Genomic DNA, 17,974 nt, shown 5'->3' with positions numbered 1-17,974 from the left:
CGGCGGCTGAAGGAGGAACTGTCATGATACGCCCGCTTCTTGCCAGCGCCTGCGCCCTGGCCATGACCGTGGCGACGCTGGCCGGCGCGCATGCGCAGGCCGAGACGGGGCAGCAGCCACCGGCAGCAAGCGAGACGCCGGCCACGGATCAGGGAGCCGCCGACGTTTCCGACGACGACAAACAGGCGCCGGTGCCGTTCGAGGGCGGCCAGTTCACCATCACCCAGCAGGAACAGTATGGCGAGAAGGTGCTTGCCTATGACGGCAAGCATCTGGCCAGCAATTACGACGTCTTCTTCGACAAGATCGTCGAGGTCGGCGGCGTCAAGGTGGCGCTGTTCGACGTCGGCGACGGAGGCAATCAGTGCGGGCCGGCGACGGTGATCGTCTGGAAACCGGAAGGCGCGGAGATCCAGAGCACCACCGTCGAGCAGGACGAGTGCGGCGCCCCGCCCACGGCCGTCTCCGACAGCGCCATCTATTTCGTGCCTTATCTCCTGCCCGGCGATTCGAAGCCGGCATTGCAATGGTCGCCGACATCGGGGCTGACGATCGCGGGCAATCTGACCTACATGCCCGAACCCGGCACCGACTGGAAGGACATCGATCCGTCGAAATACGACAACATCATCGACGCCTTCCACAATGAGGCCGTCTACAAGGCGGCCGAGACGCTGCTCGGCAAGGAGATGCCCGACATGGCGACCAGCCTGCTGGTCGGTGGCGGCACAGAAAAGACCGCGTCCGGCGCCTTCTACGCCAGCGGCTGCGTGCCGCACGATTGCGGCGGCAATGACGGCTTCATGGCGGTCGACCCGGGCCAGCACAAGCTCTATTTCGCCCGCCGCGGCGAGAACGGCCAGCCGGACGCCAAGCCCCCGGTGAAGACCTGGCCGGCGGACGTGAAGGCAGCGCTCGACAAGGCGATGAGCGCGGCGAATTAACTCCGAATTGCGCACCGTAGGCGGGATGTGCGGGGCTCCTAAGCTGCCAATCTCCCCCCTTGAGGGGGAGATGTCCGGCAGGACAGAGGGGGGTGCTTTCCGCCGTCCCGAATTAGATATGCAGCGCGTGTCCCAGCGCCTTCAGGGCCGCTTCCTGGAAGCCTTCGCCCTGTGTCGGATGGGCATGGATGGTGCCGGCGATGTCCTCCAGCCGCGCGCCCATTTCGAGCGCCAGGCCGAAGGCCGTCGACAGTTCCGACACGCTTTGCCCGACCGCCTGGATGCCTAGCACAAGATGATTGTCCGCGCGGGCGACGACGCGGACAAAGCCATCCTCGCCAATCCTGGTCATCGCGCGGCCATTGGCGGCGAAGGGAAACATCCCGACCTTGATTTCCCCGCCGAGCGCCTTGGCCTCTTCGGGCGACAGGCCGACGGTGACCAGCTCCGGATCGGTGAAGCAGACGGCGGGGATAGCCCGCTTGTCCCAGCCGCGCTTATGGCCGGCGACGATTTCGGCGACCATCTCGCCTTGCGCCATCGCGCGGTGCGCCAGCATCGGCTCGCCGGTGACGTCGCCAATGGCGAAGATGCCGCGCATGGAGGTGCGGCACTGCTCGTCGATGCGGATGAATCGCCCCGCCATGTCGAGGTCGATCTGGTCGAGCCCCCACCCTTCCGTCACCGGCTTGCGGCCGACCGTGACCAGGATCTTGTCGGCGGCGATCCTCGCATCCTTGCCATCCGGGGTCTCGACCAGCAGCGCATCGCCTTTCGTCGACAGGCCCTTGGCCTTGGCGCCTGGCATCATTTCGATGCCGAGTGCCGCCAGCCGCTTGACCACCGGCCGCGTCAGTTCGGCGTCATACTGCGCCAGCACGCGCGGCAAGGCCTCGACCACGGTCACCGCCGCGCCCATCTTGGCGAAGGCCGTGCCGAGCTCCAGGCCGATATAGCCGCCGCCGACCACCGCCAGCCGCTGCGGCACCTCCTTCAGCGCCAGCGCTTCCGTCGACGAGATCACCGGCCCGCCGAACGGCAGGAACGGCAACTCGACCGGCGCCGAGCCGGTGGCGATCACCACCGCTTCGGCGCGGATCACCTGGCTTCCCGTCTCGGTCTCGACCGCGACGGTCTTGCCGTCTCGAAACGTCGCCCAGCCGTGCACGGTCTTCACCCCGGCCTTCTTGAGCAGGCCGGCGACCCCGCTGTTAAGCCGACTAACGATGCCGTCCTTCCAGGCGACCGTCTTGCCCAGATCCAGCGCCGGCGCGGCCACCGAAATGCCGAGCGGGCTGTTGCCGCCCGCCATCTGCGCGACCTTCTCGAACTCCTCCGCTGCATGGATCAGTGCCTTGGAAGGAATGCAGCCAACATTGAGACAGGTGCCGCCCGGCTTGCCGGCCTCGACGATGACGGTATCGACGCCGAGCTGCCCGGCACGAATAGCGCAGACATAGCCGCCCGGCCCCGCGCCGATGACCAGCAGCTTGCAGGAGATTTCTTTCATGACGTGACCCTTCGATCCGAGGAAACGCTCCGTCGAGATTCTTCGCGCCCCCCTCTGTCCTGCCGGACATCTCCCCCACAAAGGGGGAGATTGGAGGCTTCGGCGCCTCGCTCAATCCCGCAGCGCTGGTGATTGGCGAAAGCCGGCGTGACATCTGATCTCCCCCCTTGTGGGGGAGATGCCTGGCAAGGCAGAGGGGGGCGCTCTCCCGCCATCATCTCGAATGATCCACCGTCAATCCACGAAAATCAGCGCCGGCGTTTCCAGGAGCGTCTTGATGCGCTGGATGAACACCGCCGCGTCCCAGCCGTCGATGACGCGATGGTCGAAGCTCGACGACAGGTTCATCATCTTGCGCGGGATGAACTGGGTGCCGTCCCATACCGGCCGCACCATCATCTTGTTAACGCCGAGGATCGCGACTTCCGGGTGGTTGATGACCGGAGTCGTCGCCACGCCGCCCATGGCACCGAGCGAGGTGATGGTTATGGTCGAACCGGAGAGCTCGTCGCGCGTCGCGGTTCCCGACTTGGCCGCCTCGGCCAGCCTGGCGACCTCCGCGCCGCATTCCCAGATGTCCAGCGCCTCGGCGTGCTTGACGACGGGCACGACCAGTCCCGACGGCGTCTGCGCGGCGATGCCGATATGAATGCCGCCATGCTGGTGGATGATGCCGGCCTCGTCGTCGAACAGCGCATTGAGGTTGGGCTGGTCCGCGATCGCCCTGACCATCGCGCGCATCAGGAACGGCAGCAGCGTCAGCTTTGGCCTTTCTACCCCCTTGGCCGCCCGCTTCTCCTTGTTGAGCGCGGCGCGCAGATCCTCGAGCGCGGTAACGTCGACCTCCTCGACATAGGTGATGTGCGGGATGCGCGACGCCGCCAGCGTCATCTTCTCGGCGATCTTGCGCCGCAGGCCCACCACCTTGATGTCCTCGACGGCATCGTTGCGGGCGAGGCCGGATGCCTTGGCCATGTGCGGCCCGCGCGCCAGGAACGCCTCGATGTCCTCATGGCCGATGCGACCGGCCGGGCCGCTTCCCTGGACCTGCCTGAGGTCAGTGCCCGCTTCCTTCGCACGCAGCCGCACGGCCGGCGAGGCCAGCGGCCTTTCACCTTGCGCACGCGGCGCGCTGTTGACCTTGGACCTGGCGCCGTCATCCTCGGGCTTGTCCCGAGGATCTACCGACCTTCCGGAACTGGTCGCGTCATATCCCTGTGGGACGGCGGATCCTCGGGACAAGCCCGAGGATGACGGCGACAGATTGGGCGATGACGGCTCCAGGTCCGAGACCGGGCGAGCCCCCGTATCATCGGAGATACTTTCAGCCGTCACTTCCGCCGGCATCGCACCGCCAACGACATTGCCCTCGCCGGCCACCTTCAGCCGCACGATGGGCGAGCCGATCGCCACCGTGTCGCCGATATCGGCGCCCAGCCACAGGATCTCGCCGTCGACGGGGGAAGGGATCTCGACCGTGGCCTTGTCGGTCATCACGGCGGCAAGCATCATGTCCTCGCGCACGATGTCGCCGACCTTGACATGCCATTCGACGAGTTCCGCCTCGGCGACGCCCTCGCCGACATCGGGCAGCTTGATGATGTGTTCGCCCATGTCGGGCCTCCCCGTTCTAGGCTTCCAATGTTTCCGTAAGCGCCCGGCCGACGCGGGCCGGACCGGGGAAATAGTCCCATTCCTGCGCATGCGGATAGGGCGTGTCCCAGCCGGCGACGCGGGCCACCGGTGCCTCCAGATGGTAGAAGCAGTTTTCCTGCACAAGCGCGACCAGCTCCGCTCCGAAGCCGGAGGTCAGCGTCGCCTCGTGCACCACGACGCAGCGTCCGGTCTTCTTCACCGACGCCACGATGGTGTCGAGGTCGAGCGGCAACAGCGTCCTGAGATCGACGATCTCGGCATCGATGCCGGTCTCCTCGGCCGCCGCCTGCGCGACATAGACCATTGTGCCGTACGCCAACACCGTGACGGCGGAGCCGGCCCGGCGGATCGCGGCCTTGCCGAGCGGCACGGTGTAGTGGCCGTCGGCGACCTCGCCCAGCTCGTGCTTCGACCACGGCGTCACCGGCCGGTCGTGATGGCCGTCGAAGGGGCCGTTGTAGAGCCGCTTCGGCTCGAGGAAGATGACCGGGTCGGGATCCTCGATCGCCGCGATCAGCAACCCCTTGGCGTCATGCGGGTTCGAGGGCACGACGGTCTTCAGCCCCGACACATGGGTGAACAACGCTTCCGGGCTTTGGCTGTGCGTCTGGCCGCCGAATATGCCGCCGCCGGTCGGCATGCGCACCACGATCGGGCAGGTGAAGTCGCCGTTCGAGCGGTAGCGCAGCCTCGCGGCTTCCTGGGTCAGCTGGTCGTAGGCCGGGTACATGTAGTCGGCAAACTGGATCTCCACGCACGGCTTCAGACCATAGGCGGCCATGCCGATGGCCGAGCCGACAATGCCGGATTCATTGATCGGTGCGTCGAAGCAGCGGCTCTTGCCGTATTTCGCCTGCAGGCCTTGCGTGCAGCGGAACACGCCGCCGAAAAAGCCGACATCCTCGCCGAACACCACCACTTTCTCGTCGCGCCCCATCGACACGTCCATCGCGTCGCGAATGGCCTCGATCATGGTCCGCCTCGGCATGGCTCAGACCCCCGCCTGCTGGCGCTGGCGCCGCAGATGCGGCGGCATCTCGGCATAGAGGCCCTCGAACATGTCGCGCGTCGACGGCTTGCCGCCGGCGTGCAGCGTGCCGTGGCTTTCGGCTTCCTTCTGCGCCGCGATCACCGTGTCGAGGATTTCCGCTTCGGCCTGCTTGTGCCGCTCCTCCGACCAGACGCCGAGCCGGATGAGATGGTTCTTCAGCCGAACCACCGGGTCGCCGAGCGGCCAGGCATCGGATTCGGTCTTCGGCCGGTAGGCCGAGGGATCGTCCGAGCTCGAATGGGCGCCGGCGCGGTAGGTGACATATTCGACCAGCGTCGGCCCCAGGTTGCTGCGCGCGCGCTCGGCCGCCCATTTCGCCACCGCATGGACGGCGAGATAGTCGTTGCCGTCGACGCGCAGCGCCGGGATGCCGAAACCCAGCCCGCGCGCGGCGAAAGTGCCCGCGCCGCCGCGCGCTATGCCTTGAAACGTCGAGATTGCCCACTGGTTGTTGACGACATTGAGCACCACGGGCGCCTTGTAGGTGGAGGCGAACACCAGCGCCGAATGGAAGTCGGATTCCGCGGTCGAGCCGTCGCCGATCCAGGCCGCGGCGATCCTTGAGTCGTTCGAGATCGCCGAGGCCATAGCCCAGCCGACCGCCTGGATATACTGCGTCGCCAGATTGCCCGAGATCGAGAAGAAGCCGTGCTCCTTCGACGAATACATGATGGGCAATTGCCGGCCCTTCAGCGGGTCGGCCTCGTTGGAATAGATCTGGTTCATCATCGTGACCACCGGGTAGCCGTCGGCGATGAGCAGCCCGGCCTGCCGATAGGTCGGGAAATTCATGTCGCCGGGGGCGAGCGCCTTGCGGAAGGCGCAGCTCACCGCCTCTTCGCCCAGATGCTGCATGTAGAAGGAGGTCTTGCCCTGCCGCTGCGCCATCTGCATACGCGCATCGAAGGTCCTCAGCGTCATCATGTGGCGCAGGCCTTCGAGCAGTTCCTCGTCGGAGAGCAGCCCCGCCCACGGCCCCACCGCCTCGCCGGCGCGGTTCAGCACCCGGATGATCGAGAATGCCATGTCGCGGATGGCGCGTGGATCGACGTCGATTTCGGGGCGCGGCACCGAGCCGGCGGCGGCGATGGTCACGTTGGAGAAATCAGGCGTGCCGCCCGGCCGCACCTCGGGCTCCGGAACATGGAAGCGCAACATCCCAGCATCGGCCATGACCTTCGTCCTCCATGTCGCCCGGCACCGATATTTGCATATCCGCGCCGCCAGTGCGAATTCACCGGGCAAGCCTCCGGGCATCGGGCCGGCCAAGCCGGCCGATACAGCCTGCCGCGCACCAAGATGAAGATATGTCGGCGAAATTTCTTGTCGATGTTGGGCGGCGCCGCGCAATTAGGCGCAAGGTCGCGTGAGGTTTGTCGCCAGATAAGGTGATTGTTTGGCAAGCTTGGCTGCCGCGCCCACTTTCACGCCTGCGGAAGGAGAGGAGAATCGAGGGTCCGCCAACCGTGGCGCCCTTCCTCTCCCCCGTCGATCGGGGGAGAGGTGTCGAGCGCAGCTCGACGGAGTGGGGGTCGATCTTCCCTCGAAGCAGTTCTTCGGAGTTGAACTGGAAGACGTTCACTCCGCCCCAACATCATGCTAACCACCCTCGATGGCACAGAAGAAAGCATACGAGGTGGATTCCTGGCTCGCGAAGCCGGACCCGCGCATGGCGATCGTCCTGCTTTATGGCCCCGATCGCGGCCTTGTCTCGGAGCGCGCCAAGGCTTTTGCCGCCGCGACCGGCCTGCCGCTCGACGACCCCTTCTCGGTGGTCAGGCTCGACGGCTCCGAAGTCGAGCGCGACGAGGGCCGGCTGCTCGACGAGGCGCGCACCGTGCCGATGTTTTCCGACCGCCGCCTGCTGTGGGTGCGCAATGCCGGCGGCCAGAAGGCGCTGGCCGACGACGTCAAGGCGCTGACGGCGGAGCCCGTGCGGGACGCGATCATCCTCATCGAGGCCGGCGATCTCAAGAAGGGCGTCGGGCTGCGCGCCGTCGTCGAGGCGGCCGACAACGCCATGGCGCTGCCCTGCTATGCCGACGAGGCCAGGGACATCGATGCCGTTATCGACGACGAGCTGCGCAAGACCGGCGCGACGATGACGCTTGAGGCAAGACAGGCGCTGCGCCGCAATCTCGGCGGCGACCGGCTGGCCTCGCGCGGCGAGATCGACAAGCTGCTGCTTTATGTCCATGGCCAGAAGGAAATCGGCCTCGACGACGTCAGGGCGATGTCCGGCGACGTTTCCGGCGCGTCCTTCGACGATGCCGTCGACGCGCTTCTCGAAGGCAAGGTCGGCGAGTTCGACACCGCCTTCACCCGCCATTGCCAGGCAGGCGGCCAACCCTTCCTGGTGCTGTCCTCGGCGATGCGGCAGTTTCAGGCGATGCAGTCCATGCGCGGCCAGATGGAGGCCGGCGGCCGCAATGCCGCGTCGGTGGTGGCGGCGGCGCGCCCGCCGGTTTTCTTCTCGCGCCGCAAGCTGGTGGAGAAGGCGCTGGAACGCTGGAGCGTCGAGGCGCTCGGCCGCGCGCTGACCCGGCTGCAGACCGCCGTGCTGCAGACGCGGCGAAGGCCGGACCTGTCGGTGGCGCTGGCAAGGCAGGCGCTGCTCGGGATCGCGGTGGAGAGCGCGAGATTGGCGCAACGTTAGGCCCTTTCGGCACCGGGCGCCTGCCTCCGTTGGTCAATTCCTTCCGTTGGTCAATTCATTGTCATGGCGCCTACCGGCTCAAAGGTCGGCAGCGCCTGTGGAAAGACCAGCACCGCCGCGCCATAGAGCAGCAGAGCGATCCCCGACAGCTTCGCGATCCCATTTCCAGACGGCAGGGTCTTTTCCGCGAATATCAGCAAGGTGACCACGGCCATTGCGGCAACGTTCATGATCCCCAGAGGAAAGAGGGCGAGAAACAAAAGCCAGCAGCAGCCGAGGCAGAAAAGTCCATGCTCCAGGCCCATGCGAACCGCGCCCCAGTAACCATCGCGCCATGAGGTCAGGATGAAGCCGATCGGCGTGCGGCATTTGGCCAGACACAGATCCTTCAGCGGGGAAAGTTGATAGGCGCCCCCAAGCATCAGCAGCGCGCCGCCGAAACGCGCGGCCGTCGCCGTGGACGATCCCACATGCCCGGCGAGCATCTCCGCACCCGCCGCGCCGGCAAAGGCGATAACGCCCATCACGCCCCAGACCAGCATGTACCCGGCCACGAACACCCAGCTCGAGACAAAGGTCTCGCCCCGGCCCCGTTTGCCCGCCTGGACCCGGTGAAATGTCAGGATCATGGGTGCGGCCGTCGGAAACATCATGGCAATCATCATGATCATCCAGACGGCAAGAAACAGCGGCGCCTTCATGCCCATGGTGAGCGAGTACATTTCCATGCGCATGTCCGCGCCCATGCCCGCCTGCTGCCGGATGAGCAAGGTCCATGCCGCCGCCGCGATAGCGATCAGCAGCGCGAGAATGATGTATCGCTGCAACGTCTGCACCATGGACGAAGTACGTCCCGTACTCTGCGGCCGACGGCTACTGCTGGCCGGACCAGTTGATCGGGGCGTAATGTCCGTTCCGGCGGGAATTGTCCCAGCTCATGCCATGGTCGCTGAATGTACTGCCTTCCGCCCCCATCGCCAAGGCGAGCCAGTCGGGATTGACGGGATGGCCGGTGGCCGCCCACATCTGCCCGTCCTCGCGCATCGTCGGCAGCGGCTCGACCGCCATTCGCATGACGCCGGCAATCTCCGCCGACCGCTTCTTGCCGTCTATCCGGTAGCTTATCGGCACCTTCTTGGCGCCGAGATTCGTGCCGATCAAGGGTGCCAGCACCGCCATGGGGCCGCCCGCGACGCCAGTGAAGATGGCGCCTAGCGCCTCTGTCTGCCTGTCATCGGCCCGTTCGTCGATATAGGCGGCGGCCGTCCAATCGCCGTCTGCCATCGGACCCGGCGTGTGGGCAACCATGGCGACGCTGAGCCCATCCAACCGAACGTCGCCGTAACTGCCCGTATCGATATGAAAGACCAGACCGACGTCGCAAAAGCCTTTCGTCGGCCTTGATGTCAGCTGCGCGTTGGTGGACAGCAGGCAAGGACACACGACATCGCAGCTACAGTTTTCGAAGTAACTTCCGGACAATTGCCAACGGACTGCCATTTGCACCTCCCATTTGCGTCAGGCGCGCGTCGGCATATTGCTTTGGCGAGGCGGTGCCATTTCACGCCTGTTGCAGGAATGGCAGATAGCCCTCGCCGCGACTGACCGGCACGCTAGGGCAATTAATTTAAGCCTTGTCTAATAGAGGTTACGCCGTTGCCGGGCACTGTCAAGCCGCGAGCGCGGCTGGCGACGGATGCCGATGGCGCTGCTTTTTCGCCAATCGCCAGCGCTTCAAACGAAAGGGCTGGCGGACAGCCAGCCCTCGTTTTCCCTGCGTTGTAGCTTCCGCTTTGTTGAAGTTCGCCGGCTAACTACCGCTCTTGTTTCAATCTCCGACACAGCTCGTCAAGCTGCTCCAGCGTCCGGTACGCCACGCGAATCTCGCCGCCTTTGTTCGTGTGGTCGATGGTCACGATCATGCCGAGCGTGCCGGTCATCAGCTTTTCCAGCGCCAGCGTGTCGGCGTCTTTTTCCGGCGCGCTTTTCGCCTGCTTCGGCTTCGCCGGGGTCGGACCGGCCGGCATCTGCGCCAGCGCTTCGGCCTGGCGCACCGAGAGCCCTTCCTCGACGATGCGCTTGGCAAGCCCTGCCGGGTCCTCCGCCGTCACCAGCGTGCGGGCATGGCCCGCCGACAAGGCCCCGTCGACCAGCATGTCGCGGATCACGTCGGGCAGCTTCAGCAGCCGCAGCGTGTTGGCGACATGGCTGCGGCTTTTGCCGATGACCTGGCCGAGATCGGCCTGGGTGTAGCCGTGATCGTCGATGAGCTGCTGATAGCCGAGCGCTTCCTCGACCGGGTTGAGATCGGCGCGCTGGACGTTCTCGATGATTGCCAGTTCCAGCGCCGTGCGGTCGTTGACCTCGCGCACGATGACCGGGATCTCGGTCAATCCGGCGCGTTGCGCGGCACGCCAGCGCCGCTCGCCGGCGATGATCTCGTAGCGCCCGGCCTGCGACGGCGAAGGCCGCGCCACCACCGGCTGCACCACGCCATGCTCGCGGATCGATTGCGCCAGGTCGGTCAACTCGGCGTCGCCGAAATGCCGGCGCGGGTTTTTCGGATTGGGCGTCAGGAACTCGATCGGCACCTTGCCGTCGGCACTCATCCCAGACTTCTCCGGCGCGCTCGGACGGTCGATCTCGCCGATCAGCGCCGCCAGCCCGCGGCCCAGTCTCTTTCTCGAAAGGTCTTCGCTCATTTCGGTTCCAGATTGTTTCGGTATCGAATCGGCTTTTGCTCCATGCGCGGCCGCTTGTTAAGCGGCGCGCAATTTACGCTCGCGGCGGATCACTTCCGACGCAAGCTGCAGATAAGCCTGGCTGCCGGAGCATTTGAGGTCGTAGAGGATCGCCGGTTTGCCGTAGGACGGCGCTTCAGAGACCCGCACATTGCGCGGGATGATGGTCTCGTAGACCTTGTCGCCCATATGCTCGCGCACGTCCTGCACCACCTGGTTGGCGAGGTTGTTGCGGCCGTCATACATGGTCAGCACGATGCCCTGGATGGTGAGATCCGGGTTGATCGAGCGGCGCACCTGCTCGACGGTTTCGAGCAGCTGGCTGAGACCTTCCAGCGCGAAGAACTCGCATTGCAGCGGCACCAGAACGGAATCGGCCGCCGCCATCGAATTCAAGGTCAAGAGATTGAGCGACGGCGGACAGTCGATCAGCACATAGCCAAACCCGGCCGAACGCGCCGATGCGGCGCGCAGGGCGTTGCGCAGCCGCAGCACCCGGTCCGGCGCCGAGGCGATCTCCATCTCGATGCCGAGCAGGTCGAGGGTCGACGGCACGATCGACAGGCCGGGCACCGCCGTCGGGATCGCCGCCTCCTCCAGCTCCAGCTCGCCGGTCAGCACGTCATAGGACGACACCGTGCGGTCCTTGCGGTCGATGCCGAGGCCGGTACTGGCATTGCCTTGCGGATCGAGGTCGACGATCAGCACCTTCTCGCCGATCGCCGCCAGCGCGGTGGCCAGGTTGATGGCAGTGGTGGTCTTGCCGACACCGCCCTTCTGGTTGGCTACGGTGATGATTCGAGGGCCGTTCTTCATCATGGGTCTATGCCAGGAATTCATTTTGGGTCGCCAACACGGATTCGGACAGGTCTTTGTTCAGACAGGTCGCACATTGGACAGTTCAAGGATGACGCCGCCAGGGTCGGTCATGCTTGGATGTTCTACCAGATCGAAGCTCCAGCGGTTAACGCTTTCTTGCACTTCGGCGCGGTAATCCCGGCCTTTGTGGAACAGCCCACGCGCGCCTGATGTCAGCCACGGTCCCGCCAGCTCAAGCAAGGTCCAAAGCGGCGCCAGCGCCCGCGCCGTGACGATTTCCGGTGCCGCGACAAGCGCATGGCTGTCATCGATGCGGCGCGCCACGACACGCGCCGGCAGGCCGAACTGGCCGACGACGGCTTGCAGGAATCCCGCTTTCTTGCGATTGCTTTCGACCAGGTCGATGCTGGCGCCGTCACGCTCGGCAAGCAGGAACGCCAGCACCAGTCCCGGAAATCCGCCGCCCGAGCCGATATCGACCCATCGCCGCGCTTTGTCCTCGATTCGCCAGAGCTGCGCGCTGTCCAGTATGTGGCGATGCCAGACATCGCCGGACGTCGACTGCGCGACGAGATTGATGCTGCGGTTCCATTTCTGGAACATCTCTTCGAACGCCACCAGGCGATCGAATGTTTCACGTGAAACCGGACCGGCAGCGTTGCGCAGGCTCTCCCAGGAAGCAGCGCTCACGCGACGTCCCTTTGCGCGCCGGCGCTCTCGGAATGCCTGATATGAGCGACGATGATGGCCAGCGCCGCCGGCGTCATACCCTCCATGCGCTGCGCGTCGGCAATCGAACGCGGCCGCCGCGCATGCATCTTCTGCTTCAGCTCGTTCGACAGTCCCGGCACCTCGGCGAAGTCGAGCGCCTCGGGGATGAGCCGGCTTTCCTCGTGCCGGATCTGGGCGACGTCGCTCTTCTGGCGATCGAGATAGACTGAATATTTCGCTTCCGTTTCGAGGCGCTCCGCCGTCCTGGCGTCGATCGTCCCGAAATTCCCATCGATTCGGGCCAGCCAGGCCACGTCGACGCCGGGATAGGCGAGCAGTTCATAGGCGGATCTGCGCACGCCGTCGCGATTGACCTCCAGCCCGTGGCGCGCCGCCTCGTTGGGTGTCAGCTTTACGCCGAGCGCCAGCCGGCGCGCTTCGGCGAGGCGCTGCTCCACCTCGCCGAACCGCTGCATCCGCCGGGCTGACGCTATACCCAGCTTTGCAGCCAGCGGCGTCAGCCGCTCGTCGGCATTGTCGGCGCGCAGCGAAAGCCGGAATTCGGCGCGCGAGGTGAACATACGGTAAGGCTCGCTGATGCCGCGGCTGGTCAGATCGTCGACCATGACGCCGATATAGGCTTCGGTGCGGCTGAGCACGACCTGCTCGCTGCCCGACGCCCGCCTTGCGGCATTGAGGCCCGCGAGCAGGCCTTGCGCGGCGGCCTCCTCATAGCCGGTCGTGCCGTTGATCTGCCCGGCGAGGAACAGGCCGCCGACGCGCTTTGTCTCCAGCGTCGGATGGAGCTCGCGCGGGTCGACATGGTCATATTCGATGGCATAACCGGGCTGCAGCATCACCGCTCGGTCCAGCCCCGGGATGGTCTTCAAGATTTCGAGCTGAACCTCCTCCGGCAGCGAGGTCGAGATGCCGTTGGGATAGACCGTGTCGTCGTCCAGGCCTTCCGGCTCGAGAAAAATCTGGTGGCCTTCGCGGTCGCCGAACTTGACGATCTTGTCTTCGATCGACGGACAGTAGCGCGGCCCGACGCCTTCGATCGAACCCGAATACATGGCCGAGCGCCCGAGATTGGCGCGGATCAGTTCATGCGTGGCCGCGGTCGTGCGCGTGATGCCGCATTCGATCTGCGGCGTCTCGATGCGGTCGGTCAGCAGCGAGAACGGCACCGGTTCGTCATCCGCCGCCTGGCTTTCCAGCGACGCCCAGTCGATGGTGCGCCCGTCGAGGCGCGGCGGCGTGCCGGTCTTCAGCCGGCCGAGCTTGAAGCCTGCGCGGCTCATCGTCGCCGACAGCCCTAGGCTCGCTTGTTCGTTCATGCGGCCGGCGACGATCTTCTTCTCGCCGATATGGATCAACCCGCGCAGGAAAGTTCCGGCGGTCAGGACCACCGCGCCGCAGGCAAGGCGCCGGCCGTCGGCCAGGAGAACGGCGCGCAGGCACCCCGAATCGTCGATGTCGAAGTCGAGCACCTCGCCCTCGATCACATCGAGACCGCCCTGCTGCCTGACCGCCTCTTGCATGGCGAGCCGGTAAAGTTTCCGGTCGGCCTGGGTGCGCGGGCCGCGCACGGCTGGCCCCTTGCGTCGGTTGAGCAGGCGAAACTGGATGCCGGCGGCATCCGCCACCCAGCCCATCAGTCCGTCCATGGCGTCGATCTCGCGCACCAGATGGCCCTTGCCGAGCCCGCCAATGGCCGGATTGCAGGACATCACGCCGATCGTGTCGAAACGCAGCGTCGCCAGCGCTGTCCTGGCGCCCGCACGCGCAGCCGCGCTGGCCGCCTCGCTGCCCGCATGGCCGCCACCCACCACAACCACATCATAGTGATCGGTCATTTCAAACGCCCTGGATTCGAAGTTTGGTGGACAGATGTCCCCGCAGCGGGACGGTGTCAAGAAACTTTGCGGGAGTTTCACGTGAAACAGGACGGCGAGCCTCGTTGCGTGTTTCACGTGAGTCAAGTGCTAGGTCGGCGCCGACCCTCATCCGCCTGCCGGCACCTTTTCTCCATATAGGGACGGGGAGAAGGGAATCGGCCGCAACGCCGGCGCCCATTCTTGCAACGTTAGCGATTGGCCAAGCCGGCGATGACAGCACCCCTCTCCCCGTCACTTTACGGGGAGAGGATGCCGGCAGGCAGGTGAGGGGCGGCGCCGACGCTGGCGATTGGCCCGGCGCAGCCGTTTCACGTGAAACAACGTCGGGTCGGAGAGCCCTTCTGTTTCACGTGAGTCATTGGCCGGGCCCGTCGTGATAAAAGCCGAGGTCAGCGCTGCCCCTCATACGCCTGCCGGCACCTTCTCCCCGTATAGTGACGGGGAGAAGGGAGGCTCGACGGCGTCCGCGCCCCGACAATGTTCCACGTGAATCATTTCCCGATGCAGAACTGCGAGAAAATCACATCCAGCATGTCCTCGACATCGACCGCGCCGACGATCCGGCCGAGCCGGTCGGCGGCCAGCCGCAGATCCTCGGCGCGCAGTTCCTGCCCGGCGTACGGGCTCTCGGCCGCGCGCAGCAGGAAGCGGTTGGCTTCGCCTAGCAATTCAACGTGGCGAAGCCGTGAGGGCAGGATGTCGCCCGCTTCGCCGACCTGCGCGGCCGCGAGCCTGGCGATCTCGGTCAACAGCTCCGCCACGCCGGTCCCGTCCTTCGTCGAGATGGCGCGATCATAGCCCCCGGCAGCGGCTTGCCCGTGCACCAGATCGAGCTTGGTGCCCACGCGCAGGGTCGCGATCCCCTCGCGTTGAAGAGCAACGGGATGCGGGTCGGCCATATCCACGAGGATGAGCAAGAGGTCGGCGCCATGCGCCTTGGCTCGCGCCTTCTCGATGCCGATCGCTTCCACCTTGCCGGCCGCATCGCGCAGGCCTGCGGTGTCGGTCAGCCTGACCCGCAGGCCTTCGAGGTCAAGTACGATCTCGAGCAGGTCCCGCGTCGTGCCTGGCTCATCCGTTACAATAGCTGCATCGCGCCGCGCCAAGGCGTTGAACAGGCTCGACTTGCCGGCATTCGGGGCGCCGAGGATAACAACCTCGAACCCGTCGCGGATGATTTCGCCGGCACGAAACCCGGCAATGTGGCGCTCGATCTCCCCGATCATCGCCGAAACATCAGACCAGACCGTATCCGAAACGGAACCGGGAATGTCGTCTTCGTCGGCAAAGTCGATCTCGGCCTCGATCATGGCGCGCGCATGGATCAGCCGCCGCCGCCAGCTCAGATAAAGCTCGGCCTGCGCGCCCTCGGCATTCTGCACCGCGAAGCGCCGCTGCCCCTCGGTCTCGGCGTTGACCAGATCGGCCAGCGCTTCCGTCCTTACCAAATCGACCTTGCCATTGAGGAAGGCCCGGCGCGTGAACTCGCCCGCTTCGGCGTGCCTGACGCCTTCGAAACCGGCGATCGTCTCCAACAGCCTCGCCACCACGGCGCGGCCGCCATGCACCTGGAATTCCGCCACGTCCTCGCCGGTGAAGCTGCCGGAGCCGGGGAAAAAGATCACCAGGCCACTGTCGAGCACGCCGCCATCGGGCGCCCGCAGCTTGCGCAGGCTGGCCACGCGGCCCTTAACCATACCGCCGGCGATCGTTTCGACAACGAATCGAGTCTTTGGCCCCGAAATGCGGATGACGGCGACGCCGGCGGGCAGGCGGCCGCTGGAAAGCGCGACGATGGTGTCGGCCGAAATCATTTGCCCGCCTTGTTGGACCGCCCTAGCTTCACTATCCAACCCCTGTTTCGCCGGACCGCTCATCGTGACACTGCCTGCGCAAAATCTGCTTGCCGACGAAGCCAGCCCCTATTTGCAGCAGCACAGCGGCAATCCGGTGCATTGGCGGGCCTGGTCGCCGGCGTCGCTTGACGAGGCGAGGGCGCTGGATCGGCCGATCCTGCTGTCGATCGGCTATGCGGCCTGCCACTGGTGCCACGTCATGGCCCATGAAAGCTTCGAGAATGACGACGTCGCCGCCGTCATGAACCGTCTGTTCGTCAATATCAAGGTCGACCGCGAGGAGCGACCCGACATCGACCAGATCTACATGGCGGCGCTGTCCTCGATGGGCGAGCAGGGCGGCTGGCCGCTGACCATGTTCCTGACCCCGGACGGCAAGCCTTTCTGGGGCGGCACCTATTTCCCGCGCGAGCCGCGCTATGGCCGCCCGGGCTTCATCCAGGTCATGGAGGCGATCGACAAGGCCTGGCGCGAGAAAAGAGGCAGCCTGAACCAGAGCGCCGACGGGCTGACCACACATGTCGAGACCCGGCTCGCCGGCGCGCATGCCCGCACCGCGCTCGACCGCGACACGCTTGCCGCGCTCGCCAGAGGCATAGACGGCATGATCGACAAGGATCTCGGCGGCCTGCGCGGCGCGCCGAAATTCCCCAATGCGCCATTCATGCAGACACTGTGGCTGTCGTGGCTGCGCGACGGCAATGCCGGTCACCGCGACGATGTCCTCCTGAGCCTCGAACGGATGCTGGCCGGCGGCATCTACGATCACGTCGGCGGCGGTCTCAGCCGCTATTCCACGGACGCGCAATGGCTGGTGCCGCATTTCGAAAAGATGCTCTACGACAACGCGCAACTCATCCGTTTTTGCAACTGGGCCCATGCCGCGGGCGGAAAGGATTTGTTCCGGGTCCGAATCGAGGAGACCGTCGACTGGCTGCTGCGTGAGATGCGCGTCGATGGCGGCGCCTTCGCCGCCAGTCTGGATGCCGACAGCGAGGGCGAGGAGGGCCTTTTCTACACCTGGAGCCGGGAAGAGATCGAGGCCGCGCTCGGCGACGATTCTCCGTTGTTTTTCAACCGCTTCATGCTCTCCAGCCCACCCGGTTGGGAAGGCAAGCCTGTCATCCACCGGACGCTGGCCCAGCAGGGGCAAGGCATTGCCGAGCAACCGCTTCTGACCGCTCTCAAGGCAAGGCTGCTGGCGGTCCGTGAACGGCGCGTCAGGCCCGGCCGCGACGGCAAGGTCCTCGCCGACTGGAACGGCCAGATGATCGCAGCACTCGCCGAGGCCGGCCGCTCGCTGGCGCGGCAAGACTGGATCGACGCGGCCATGGCCGCATTCGACCATATCGCCTCCTCCGCCGAGGGCGGACGGCTGCCGCATTCCATGCTCGGCGCCAAGAAACTGTTCCCGGCGCTGTCGAGCGACTATGCGTCGATGACCAATGCGGCGATCGCCCTGTTCGAAGCCACCGGCGACTGGAGCTACGCCGATCGGGCCCGGCAATTCGTCGAGCAGCTCGACCGCTGGCACGCCGATGCCGACGGCACCGGCTATTATCTCACGGCATCCGACAGCATCGACGTGCCGATCCGCATCAGGGGCGATGTCGACGAGGCTATTGCGTCGGCCACCGGTCAGGTCATCGAGGCGCTGGTCCGGCTCGCCGCGCTGACCGGCGATCTCGACCTGCAGGAGAAAGCGACGAAAGTCGCCGAACATGCCGCCGGCCGCGCGGCGCACCAGGCCTATGGCCAGGCCGGCATCGTCAACGCCTCGGCGCTCGCCATAGAGCCGCTAAAGCTGGTGCTTGTGGACGATTTGACAAATCCAACGCTTGTTCCGGTAGCGAATCGCAATCCCGATCCGCGTCGGGTGGATATCGTCGTGTCAGTCGGTACGCAGGCGAATCGACCGCTGTTGCCAAGCGGGATCCTGCCTCCCGCCGACAGGCCGGGCGCGTGGCTGTGCACGGGGCAGGTGTGTTTGCCGGCGGTGAGCGATCCGGATGAATTGGAAGGGCTATTGCGACGAAGACCACAGAGTTCGTCATCCTAGAGCATTTCCTATTTTGGGAGAATCGTAGGATTCCCAAAACCGGATGTTTGTGATTCAAGATGCTGGCTGGATT

Annotated in this window: 14 protein-coding genes; 3 read left to right on the top strand and 11 right to left on the bottom strand. The window is 65.5% G+C overall.

The window, feature by feature from the left end:
• Positions 1-23 precede the first annotated feature (23 nt).
• Positions 24-944: a hypothetical protein gene (locus FJ953_RS25625; RefSeq protein WP_140625338.1), complete on the top strand. Its 921-nt coding sequence runs from the start codon at positions 24-26 to the stop codon at positions 942-944.
• A gap of 112 nt (positions 945-1,056) precedes the next feature.
• Here the strand turns inward: FJ953_RS25625 and lpdA are convergent, their stop codons facing one another.
• From lpdA to FJ953_RS25600, 4 genes are all read right to left on the bottom strand, one after another.
• A complete protein-coding gene (lpdA, locus tag FJ953_RS25620) occupies positions 1,057-2,454 on the bottom strand; it encodes a dihydrolipoyl dehydrogenase (protein WP_140625337.1) in 1,398 nt (465 codons plus the stop codon).
• A gap of 234 nt (positions 2,455-2,688) precedes the next feature.
• Positions 2,689-4,068: a dihydrolipoamide acetyltransferase family protein gene (locus tag FJ953_RS25610; protein WP_140625336.1), complete on the bottom strand. Its 1,380-nt coding sequence runs from the start codon at positions 4,066-4,068 to the stop codon at positions 2,689-2,691.
• 16 nt (positions 4,069-4,084) lie between these two features.
• Complete coding sequence (locus FJ953_RS25605; RefSeq protein WP_140524493.1) at positions 4,085-5,098, bottom strand: alpha-ketoacid dehydrogenase subunit beta; 1,014 nt, start codon at positions 5,096-5,098, stop codon at positions 4,085-4,087.
• 3 nt (positions 5,099-5,101) lie between these two features.
• Positions 5,102-6,334, bottom strand: coding sequence for a 3-methyl-2-oxobutanoate dehydrogenase (2-methylpropanoyl-transferring) subunit alpha (locus FJ953_RS25600; protein ID WP_140625335.1), 1,233 nt, complete (start codon positions 6,332-6,334; stop codon positions 5,102-5,104).
• Between the two features lie 439 nt (positions 6,335-6,773).
• On the opposite strand from FJ953_RS25600, the gene holA reads away from it, so the two are divergent.
• Positions 6,774-7,817: a DNA polymerase III subunit delta gene (holA, locus tag FJ953_RS25595; protein ID WP_140524492.1), complete on the top strand. Its 1,044-nt coding sequence runs from the start codon at positions 6,774-6,776 to the stop codon at positions 7,815-7,817.
• A 50-nt stretch (positions 7,818-7,867) separates the two neighbouring features.
• Here holA and FJ953_RS25590 read toward each other — a convergent pair whose 3' ends face one another.
• The 7 genes from FJ953_RS25590 to mnmE all read right to left on the bottom strand — a co-directional run bounded on the left by FJ953_RS25590 (position 7,868) and on the right by mnmE (position 15,800).
• Complete coding sequence (locus FJ953_RS25590) at positions 7,868-8,656, bottom strand: DUF2182 domain-containing protein (RefSeq protein ID WP_140625334.1); 789 nt, start codon at positions 8,654-8,656, stop codon at positions 7,868-7,870.
• A 34-nt stretch (positions 8,657-8,690) separates the two neighbouring features.
• Complete coding sequence (locus tag FJ953_RS25585) at positions 8,691-9,317, bottom strand: DUF1326 domain-containing protein (protein ID WP_140563872.1); 627 nt, start codon at positions 9,315-9,317, stop codon at positions 8,691-8,693.
• Positions 9,318-9,631: 314 nt separating this feature from the next.
• Positions 9,632-10,519, bottom strand: a complete 888-nt coding sequence (locus FJ953_RS25580; protein ID WP_140625333.1) for a ParB/RepB/Spo0J family partition protein — start codon at positions 10,517-10,519, stop codon at positions 9,632-9,634.
• Positions 10,520-10,576: 57 nt separating this feature from the next.
• Positions 10,577-11,377 carry a ParA family protein gene (locus FJ953_RS25575; protein WP_140491929.1) on the bottom strand — a complete coding sequence of 267 codons (801 nt, stop codon included), beginning with the start codon at positions 11,375-11,377 and terminating at the stop codon, positions 10,577-10,579.
• A gap of 57 nt (positions 11,378-11,434) precedes the next feature.
• Positions 11,435-12,067: a 16S rRNA (guanine(527)-N(7))-methyltransferase RsmG gene (gene rsmG / locus FJ953_RS25570; RefSeq protein ID WP_140625332.1), complete on the bottom strand. Its 633-nt coding sequence runs from the start codon at positions 12,065-12,067 to the stop codon at positions 11,435-11,437.
• Positions 12,064-13,944, bottom strand: a complete 1,881-nt coding sequence (mnmG, locus tag FJ953_RS25565; RefSeq protein WP_140625331.1) for a tRNA uridine-5-carboxymethylaminomethyl(34) synthesis enzyme MnmG — start codon at positions 13,942-13,944, stop codon at positions 12,064-12,066. The genes rsmG and mnmG overlap by 4 nt, the downstream gene beginning before the upstream one ends.
• Before the next feature lie 533 nt (positions 13,945-14,477).
• The gene (gene mnmE / locus FJ953_RS25555) at positions 14,478-15,800 is read right to left on the bottom strand and encodes a tRNA uridine-5-carboxymethylaminomethyl(34) synthesis GTPase MnmE (protein ID WP_140625330.1); all 1,323 of its coding nucleotides are present in this window, start codon (positions 15,798-15,800) and stop codon (positions 14,478-14,480) included.
• A gap of 64 nt (positions 15,801-15,864) precedes the next feature.
• Here mnmE and FJ953_RS25550 point away from each other — a divergent pair, with 64 nt between their 5' ends.
• Positions 15,865-17,901, top strand: a complete 2,037-nt coding sequence (locus FJ953_RS25550) for a thioredoxin domain-containing protein (RefSeq protein ID WP_140625329.1) — start codon at positions 15,865-15,867, stop codon at positions 17,899-17,901.
• The last annotated feature ends 73 nt before the right edge of the window (positions 17,902-17,974 follow it).

Origin of the sequence: Mesorhizobium sp. B2-3-6, from assembly GCF_006442305.1 — a bacterium.
Taxonomy (GTDB): domain Bacteria; phylum Pseudomonadota; class Alphaproteobacteria; order Rhizobiales; family Rhizobiaceae; genus Mesorhizobium.
Note: the sequence above shows the minus strand (reverse complement) of the source record. Positions and strands in the feature narration are given on the sequence as shown.